The following is a 7,313-nucleotide window of genomic DNA, read 5'->3' on the forward strand; positions in this document are numbered from 1 at the left end:
GCGAAGGGTAGTGGCAGCGGGCCGCGATGTCCCCCACCGTGCGGGCCGGTTGGCTCCGCCACGGGCGGTCCTGCGGGAACTGCGGGGCCGCCCGGGACACGACAGGAAAAACAGCGGTGACCATGGGGGTGGGCAGGATGATTTCCAGGGCTGCACTTGTCGACGGGAGTCCCGCGAGGCTACGGTGAGTCCCACGCGAGGTTCTCCCGTGGAGGAAGTGTTATGACGGAAATTCTTGTGCACGATGCCGCCGACGGCACGATAGCTACGGCTCAGCGGGTGGTCGAGCACCCTGCCTGGCCCGTGCTCAAGGATGCCGTCGAGGAGATCCGCCCCTGGCAGTCCAAGGACGGGTCCATCGACTTCGACGCCGAAGACGCTCCGTCCCCGGCCGCCGTCGAGAAGACCCTCGCCCGGGTGATCGGTGCGGTCGAGGAGCTGTCCCCGCTCCTTCCGCACGACGCCGCCTACCACCGTGCGCTCGTCGCCGACCTGCGCCGCTGGGCCGCCGACGGCTTCCGCGTCCCGGACTTCCTGGACTCGCTGCTCGCCTTCCAGCCCGCGCGGAACCGGATCGACGGACTCCAGCACCTCGTCGTCTTCGCGATGTACACGCAGAACGGCAACCCCGACCGCAACCTCGAAGCGGTCGTCCTCACGATGGTCTGGCCCGATTGGCTCGCCGAGCTGGAGGCCACCCGCTACGACAACCCGCTCTTCTGCGGCATCGCCTTCGAGGACTTCACCTCCGGCTACGACACCCACTCCGCGGTGCTCTTCCCGGAGACCATCGCCGTGCGCGAGGCCCCCGAGCGGTTCACCTGGGGAGGCATCTTCTGCGACCGCGAGGCCGCCCGCTTCCGCCGCGTCACCGAGGCGGCCGTGGACCTGCTCGGCCTGGAGCTGCCCGACGACATCCGAGAGATGATCGGCGACCAGCGGCGCTGCGAGCAGGCGTTCGTCCTGTGGGACATGGTCCACGACCGCACCCACAGCCACGGCGACCTGCCGTTCGACCCGTTCATGATCAAGCAGCGCCAGCCGTTCTGGATGTACGGCCTGGAGGAGCTCCGCTGCGACCTCACCGCCTTCAAGGAGGCCGTGAAACTGGAGGCCGAGGGCAACGCCCACGGCCGTGACGTGCAGTACGCGGTGCTCTTCGACCGGATGTTCCGCTTCCCCGTCTCGGGTGAGCGCGTCCGCAACTACGACGGCCTCGGCGGCCAGCTGCTCTTCGCGTATCTCCATAAGCACGACGTCGTCCGCTGGACCGACAACACGCTGAAGATCGACTGGGACCGGGCCCCGGAGGTCACCAACCAGCTCTGCGGCGAGATCGAGCAGCTCTACCGCGACGGCATCGACCGCCCCAAGCTGGTCCACTGGTTCGCCGCCTACGACCTCGTCTCCACCTACCTCGCCCCGCACCCGGGATCGCGCTGGGCCAAGGGCCCCGACGCCCTCGACCTCACACTTCCTCCTCGCAAGCTCGTCGACGACGTGCTTCCGGACGAGTTTCCCCTGAGCATGTTCTATGAGGCGCTCGCCAAGAAGCTGAAGCACGTGATTGCCTCTGCCAAGGGAATCACCGCGGCGAACGACGAGCGGGCAGCCGCGTGAACCATTCTCCCGAGGAGGCGGTGGCCATGAACGGAAACGGTACGGGCGAGGGGACGGGTGCGCTCGAAGGGGCCGTCGTCGCGGTCGCCGGGGCGGCCGGCCCCGCCGGACGCGCGACGCTGCTGCGACTCGCCGAAGCGGGCGCGACGGTCGTCGGCTGCGACGCGAACCCCGAACGGCTCGCCGAAGCGGTGGACGCCGCGCGGTACGCCCACGGGGGCGCGACCGTCACCGGCGAGACCGTCGACCTGCTCGATCTCGACGCCGCCCGGGACTGGGCCAAGCGCACCGAGGCGGAGTTCGGCCGCATCGACGGCCTGGTCCACCTCGTCGGCGGCTGGCGCGGCAGCCCGTCGTTCCAGGAGACGGCGCTCTCCGACTGGGACGCCCTGGAGAAGCTGCTCATCCGCACCGTCCAGTCGACCTCGCTGGCCTTCCAGGAGGCCCTGGAGCGCAGCGACCGCGGCCGCTACCTCCTGATCAGCGCCGCCGGGGCCAGCAAGCCCACCGCCGGCAACGCCGCCTACTCCGCCGCCAAGGCCGCGGCCGAGGCGTGGACCCTCGCCCTCGGCGACGCCTTCCGCAAGGCGGGGGGCGAGGACGGACCGCGTACCGCGGCCGCGATCCTGGTGGTCAAGGCGCTGGTGAACGACGCCATGCGCGCCGAACGCCCGAACGCGAAGTTCGCGGGTTTCACCGACGTCACGGAGCTGGCCGAGGCCATCGCCGCCGTCTGGGACCGACCCGCCCCCGAAGTGAACGGAAAGCGCCTGTGGCTGACTCCGCAACCGTGAGGACCGACGCGCGACGGCACCACGATCCGCAGGTACGCGGCTTCGCCAGCGACAACTACGCCGGCGCGCACCCCGAGGTCCTCGCGGCCATCGCCCTCGCCAACGGCGGCCACCAGGTCGCCTACGGCGAGGACGACTACACCGACCACCTCCAGCGGGTCATGCACAGTCACTTCGGCCCCACCGCCGAGGCGTTCCCGGTCTTCAACGGCACCGGGGCCAACGTGGTCGCCCTCCAGGCGCTCACCGACCGCTGGGGCGCCGTGATCTGCGCCGAGTCCGCGCACATCAACGTGGACGAGGGCGGCGCGCCCGAGCGGATGGGCGGACTGAAGCTCCTCACCGTGCCCACCCCGGACGGCAAGCTCACCCCCGAGCTGATCGACCGGCAGGCGTTCGGCTGGGACGACGAGCACCGGGCCATGCCCCAGGTCGTATCGATCACCCAGAACACCGAGCTGGGCACCGTCTACACCCCCGACGAGATCCGGGTCATCTGCGACCACGCCCATGAGCGCGGCATGAAGGTCCACCTCGACGGAGCCCGGATAGCCAACGCGGCCGCCTCCCTGGACGTGCCGATGCGGACGTTCACCAACACGGTCGGGGTGGACGTGCTGTCCTTCGGCGGCACGAAGAACGGCGCGCTGTTCGGCGAGGCCGTCGTCGTGCTCAACCCGGACGCCGTGCGGGCGATGAAGCACCTGCGCAAGCTCTCCATGCAGCTCGCCTCCAAGATGCGTTTCGTCTCCGTCCAGTTGGAGGCGCTGCTCGCCAAGGACCTGTGGCTGCGCAACGCCCGGCACGCCAACGCCATGGCGCAGCGGCTCGCCGAGGGCGTCCGGGCGATCGACGGGGTGGAGATCCTCTACCCGGTCCAGGCCAACGCCGTCTTCGCCCGGCTGCCGCACGCGGTCAGCGAGCGGCTCCAGCGGCGCTTCCGCTTCTACTTCTGGGACGAGGCGGCCGGGGACGTCCGCTGGATGTGTGCGTTCGACACCCGTGAGGACGACGTCGACGCCTTCCTCCAGGCGCTCAAGGAAGAGATGGCGCGGTAGCGCCCACGTGGCATGATTATGCGGCCGACCGGAAATCGATAGACTCCCGGTCGGCCGCTTCGTACGCTCTGCCGTCATGGAAATGACGCAGCAATACGCGGACCTCGGGCCGTACCTGGCCTCCGACGAGGCCGTCGACCACCATCACCCGCGCGTCGAGGCCGCGGCGGCGCGCCTCGCGCTCGACACCGACGGCGCATACGCATACGCGCGGGCCGCCTTCGAGTTCGTCCGCGACGCCATCGCGCACTCCGCCGACTCCGGAGACGGGCGCGCCCCCTGGCGCGCCTCCGACGTGCTCGCCGCCCGTACCGGCCTCTGCCACGCGAAGTCCATCGCCCTCACGGCTCTGCTGCGCGCCCGCGGCATCCCGGCGGGCCTCTGCTACCAGCGGCTCGCCGACGACGACGGAACCGGTCCGATGCTCCACGGCCTGGTGGCGCTGCGACTCCCCGAGGCCGGGCGCTGGGCCCGGGTGGACCCGCGGGGCAACAAGCCGGGCGTCGACGCGCAGTTCTCCCCGGAGGGGGAGCGATTGGCGTGGGTGGTCCGCGAAGAGTTCAACGAAGTCGACTATCCGGTAGTCTATGCTGCACCACCCGCGGTGCTCCTCCGGGTGCTGAAGAGCGCCCGGGACCGCTCGGAACTCTGGCGGAACCTCCCCACGGGCCTCTGAACCCGCACGCCCGTGGGCCCGCGCGCCTCCGGGCCCCCGTCCCCGCCACCGCCCGGGTCCACCGCACCGGCACGGCCGCCGCGCCGCAACGCAGTAAGGCAGACGATGACCCTCACCCTCACCGTGTCCGACCAGGTGCGCGCGATCGCACCGGGCTTCACCCGCCTCGCCGTCGAAGCGCACGGACTCCGCAACGGCCCCAGCGACGCGCGCAGCTCCGCCCTCCTGGACGACGCCGCCCGCCGACTCGCCGACCGGCTGAACGGCCGCGCCCCGCACGAGGACCCGCACATGGCGGCCTGGCGCGCCGCCTACACGGCGTTCGGCGCCAAGCCCTCCCGCACCCGCAACTCGGCCGAGGCGCTCGCCCGCCGCGCCCTCACCGGCGACGGGCTGCCCCGCGTCAACCTGCTGGTCGACGCCTACAACGCGATCAGCGTCGCCCATCTCGTCCCGGTCGGCGGCGAGGACGCCGACCGCGTCAAGGGCGGGATGCGGCTGATCCGCGCGAGGGGCGACGAACCGTTCCCCACCGTCGCCGGCGGCGAGGAGACGGTGGAGCGCCCCGAGCCCGGCGAAGTCGTCTGGTGCGACGACGAGGGCGTCACCTGCCGCCGCTGGAACTGGCGCCAGGGCGTCCGCACCCGGCTCACCGATGAGTCCGTCAGCGCCCTGTTCCTGCTGGAGGGCCTCCCGCCCATGACGAACGGCGAGCTCGACGCCGCCGGCGCCGAACTCGCCGCCCATGTGGAACAGCTGAGCCCCGGGGCGCGGATCACCGTCCACGCCCCGAGGTGAGACGGGAGGCGGCTCCGCGGCGGGGCGGCGGTCAGCCCAGCTCGCGCGCCTCGGCGGGGGTTGGGGCCGTACCGCCGAGATGGGCCGGCACCCACCAGGTGTCGCCGGCGTCCTTCGGGCGTACCGGGTAGGCCCGCTGCGCCGCCTCCAGCAGCTCCTGCACCCGCTCCCGCAGCCGCCGGGTGATGGCGCCCGCGTACTGGTCGGCGGGCGCCTCCACGGGCTCGCCGACGCGGATCGTGACCGGGATGTGGCTGCGCTTGAAGTTGCGCGGCCGGCCCTTCGTCCAGATCCGCTGCGTACCCCAGAGCGCCATCGGGATCAGCGGAACCCCGGCCTCCTGGGCCAGACGCGCCGCACCCGACTTGAAGCTCTTCAGCGTGAAGGACTGCGAGATGGTGGCCTCCGGGAAGACCCCGACGATCTCGCCGGAGCGCAGCGACCGGAGCGCGTGCGCGTACGCGTCCTCACCCTGCTTGCGATCCACGGGGATGTGCTTCATGCCCCGCATCAGCGGACCGGAGATCTTGTGCCGGAAGACCGACTCCTTCGCCATGAACCGGACGAGCCGCTTCTGCGGAAGGGCGCCGAGCCCGGTGAAGATGAAGTCGAGATAGCTGATGTGATTGCTGACCAGCACCGCACCACCGGTCTTCGGGATGTGCTCCGAACCCTGAGTGTCGATCTTCAGGTCGAGCGCCTTGAACAGAGTGAGAGCGGCGCCGATGACCGGTCGATAGACGAGTTCTGCCATCTGGGGAAGACCCTTCATTCAGTGCCTGGGGAGGGTTCTCCCCGCGGAAGTTACGCAGCCGTAGGTTTTCGGCATTGTGGCGATGGTGCCCCATGCGCGGGCCGGTGGCCAGTCCCGGCGGACGTGGGACGCGAGATTCTCGTCACGTGCGTATCCACCGGGAACTGCGGGAATGCGGGGACGGCCGCCGGTGCTGACCCGTGGTGAAGAGCTCTGATCAGGAGGCGCCAGGTGGACGGCCGGACACATCGGCAGCGGCTCGACGCAGCCCAACTCGGCGCGGAACTCGGGGAACGGGCGACCCTCGTCCAGTTCTCCAGCGCCTTCTGCCAGCCCTGCCGGGCCACCCGCCGCACGCTCGACGAGGTGGCCGGGATGGTCGAGGGCGTCGCCCACGTCGAGATCGACGCCGAGTCCCATCTCGCCCTGGTGCGGCAGCTCGGCATCACGAGCACGCCGACCGTCCTGGTGCTCGACGCCGGGGGCGAGGTGGTCCGCCGGGCGTCCGGCCGGCCCCGTACGGTCGACGTCGTCGCGGCGCTGGGCCACGCCGTATGACGGGCCGTGACGCATCTCCCACATCCCGGAACGCCCTTGACCGGGCCCGCCGCACATCGTCAGTCTGACGTTATGCGGTCAGAACTCCTTCTCCACGGCCGGGTCCATGTGGACCTCGCACGCTGTGCGAGCGCGCGTTGTCCGGGTGGCTGAGCCCCCACGGACCCGTACGCCCCTTTCGCAGAAGGACACCTCCATGACGGCGACACCGAATCTCGCCTCCGCCTCGGCGACCGCGACCCCCGAACTCCTCCGCTCCGTCTTCCGCCGCCACGCCGCCGGCGTCGCCGTGATCACCGCGGCGGGGGATCGCCCGGTCGGCTTCACCGCCACCTCGCTGACCTCCGTGGCCGCCGAGCCCCCGCTGGTCTCCTTCGGCGTCGGCACGTCGTCCTCCAGCTGGCCGGTGCTGTCCGGGGCCGAACACGTCGGGGTCCACATCCTCGGCGAGCACCAGCGCGAACTGGCCGCGACCTTCGCCCGCAGCGGGGCCGACCGCTTCGGTCCCTCGACCGATTGGAGCAGCGGCCCCGAAGGCGTTCCGCTGCTCGCCGACGTCTCCGCCTGGCTGGTCTGCCGCGTGGTGAGCCGCGTTCCGGCGGGCGACCACCGCATCGTCATCGCCGAGGCCGTGGCGGGCTCGCACTCCGGGCCGGGCCGCCCGCTCGTCTATCACCAGGGACGCTTCGCGGCTCTGCGAGACTGAGGTCCGCACGCACCGGCCCGCCGCGTCGGCAAGGTCACAGTGCGCACCGCTTGCCCAGGGGTAAGACACTAGATGTACTGGCGAGTAATATCGGGCTCGGAGCCTCGGTCGCCCTGACCGGATCCGGCCCGACAAGGCGCCTGTGCTGCGTGCGACAAGGCAGCCCCGAAAAGACGATGCAGTAGGAGAGCCGGCGTGAGCTTGAGGATCGTTGTCTGTGTGAAGTATGTGCCCGACGCGTCCGGTGACCGGCGTTTCGCCGATGATCTGACGGTGGACCGTGAGGATGTCGATGGTCTGCTCTCGGAGCTGGACGAGTACGCGGTGGAGCAGGCGTTGCAGATCGCGG

The 7,313-nt window shown here is 70.9% G+C and carries 8 protein-coding genes and 1 pseudogene; 8 read left to right on the top strand and 1 reads right to left on the bottom strand.

What is annotated here, in order from left to right; all coding sequences use genetic code 11:
• The first annotated feature begins 222 nt into the window (after positions 1–222).
• The 5 genes from AMK24_RS22095 to AMK24_RS22115 all read left to right on the top strand — a co-directional run bounded on the left by AMK24_RS22095 (position 223) and on the right by AMK24_RS22115 (position 4,946).
• Positions 223–1,620: a DUF6421 family protein gene (locus tag AMK24_RS22095; RefSeq protein WP_073770558.1), complete on the top strand. Its 1,398-nt coding sequence runs from the start codon at positions 223–225 to the stop codon at positions 1,618–1,620.
• 26 nt (positions 1,621–1,646) lie between these two features.
• On the top strand, positions 1,647–2,414 hold the full coding sequence (locus tag AMK24_RS22100) for an SDR family NAD(P)-dependent oxidoreductase (RefSeq protein WP_073770559.1): 768 nt from the start codon (positions 1,647–1,649) through the stop codon (positions 2,412–2,414).
• On the top strand, positions 2,411–3,472 hold the full coding sequence (locus tag AMK24_RS22105; RefSeq protein ID WP_199876479.1) for a threonine aldolase family protein: 1,062 nt from the start codon (positions 2,411–2,413) through the stop codon (positions 3,470–3,472). Before AMK24_RS22100 ends, AMK24_RS22105 begins: the two co-directional genes overlap by 4 nt.
• Before the next feature lie 76 nt (positions 3,473–3,548).
• The gene (locus tag AMK24_RS22110; protein ID WP_073770561.1) at positions 3,549–4,148 is read left to right on the top strand and encodes a transglutaminase-like domain-containing protein; all 600 of its coding nucleotides are present in this window, start codon (positions 3,549–3,551) and stop codon (positions 4,146–4,148) included.
• 105 nt (positions 4,149–4,253) lie between these two features.
• Positions 4,254–4,946 (top strand): B3/B4 domain-containing protein, encoded by a 693-nt coding sequence (locus AMK24_RS22115; RefSeq protein ID WP_073770562.1) that lies wholly within the window; start codon positions 4,254–4,256, stop codon positions 4,944–4,946.
• Positions 4,947–4,977: 31 nt separating this feature from the next.
• Here the strand turns inward: AMK24_RS22115 and AMK24_RS22120 are convergent, their stop codons facing one another.
• The gene (locus AMK24_RS22120; RefSeq protein WP_073770563.1) at positions 4,978–5,700 is read right to left on the bottom strand and encodes a lysophospholipid acyltransferase family protein; all 723 of its coding nucleotides are present in this window, start codon (positions 5,698–5,700) and stop codon (positions 4,978–4,980) included.
• A gap of 231 nt (positions 5,701–5,931) precedes the next feature.
• Between AMK24_RS22120 and AMK24_RS22125 the strand changes: the two genes are divergently transcribed.
• The 3 genes and pseudogenes from AMK24_RS22125 to AMK24_RS22135 form a co-directional block, all read left to right on the top strand.
• Positions 5,932–6,258, top strand: coding sequence for a thioredoxin family protein (locus tag AMK24_RS22125; RefSeq protein WP_073770564.1), 327 nt, complete (start codon positions 5,932–5,934; stop codon positions 6,256–6,258).
• Positions 6,259–6,454: 196 nt separating this feature from the next.
• Complete coding sequence (locus tag AMK24_RS22130; RefSeq protein WP_073770565.1) at positions 6,455–6,964, top strand: flavin reductase family protein; 510 nt, start codon at positions 6,455–6,457, stop codon at positions 6,962–6,964.
• A 195-nt stretch (positions 6,965–7,159) separates the two neighbouring features.
• Positions 7,160–7,313 (top strand): annotated as a pseudogene (locus tag AMK24_RS22135) (electron transfer flavoprotein subunit beta); the annotation flags it as partial.

This window comes from Streptomyces sp. CB02366, assembly GCF_001905905.1.
GTDB lineage: Bacteria > Actinomycetota > Actinomycetes > Streptomycetales > Streptomycetaceae > Streptomyces.

Excerpts from the sequence above, each read along its gene's own strand:
- AMK24_RS22095 (WP_073770558.1), top strand. The coding sequence starts at position 223 with ATGACGGAAATTCTTGTGCACGATGCCGCCGACGGCACGATAGCTACG.
- AMK24_RS22130 (WP_073770565.1), top strand. The coding sequence starts at position 6,455 with ATGACGGCGACACCGAATCTCGCCTCCGCCTCGGCGACCGCGACCCCC.
- AMK24_RS22115 (WP_073770562.1), top strand. The coding sequence starts at position 4,254 with ATGACCCTCACCCTCACCGTGTCCGACCAGGTGCGCGCGATCGCACCG.
- AMK24_RS22100 (WP_073770559.1), top strand. The coding sequence starts at position 1,647 with ATGAACGGAAACGGTACGGGCGAGGGGACGGGTGCGCTCGAAGGGGCC.
- AMK24_RS22110 (WP_073770561.1), top strand. The coding sequence starts at position 3,549 with ATGGAAATGACGCAGCAATACGCGGACCTCGGGCCGTACCTGGCCTCC.
- AMK24_RS22120 (WP_073770563.1), bottom strand. The coding sequence starts at position 5,700 with ATGGCAGAACTCGTCTATCGACCGGTCATCGGCGCCGCTCTCACTCTG.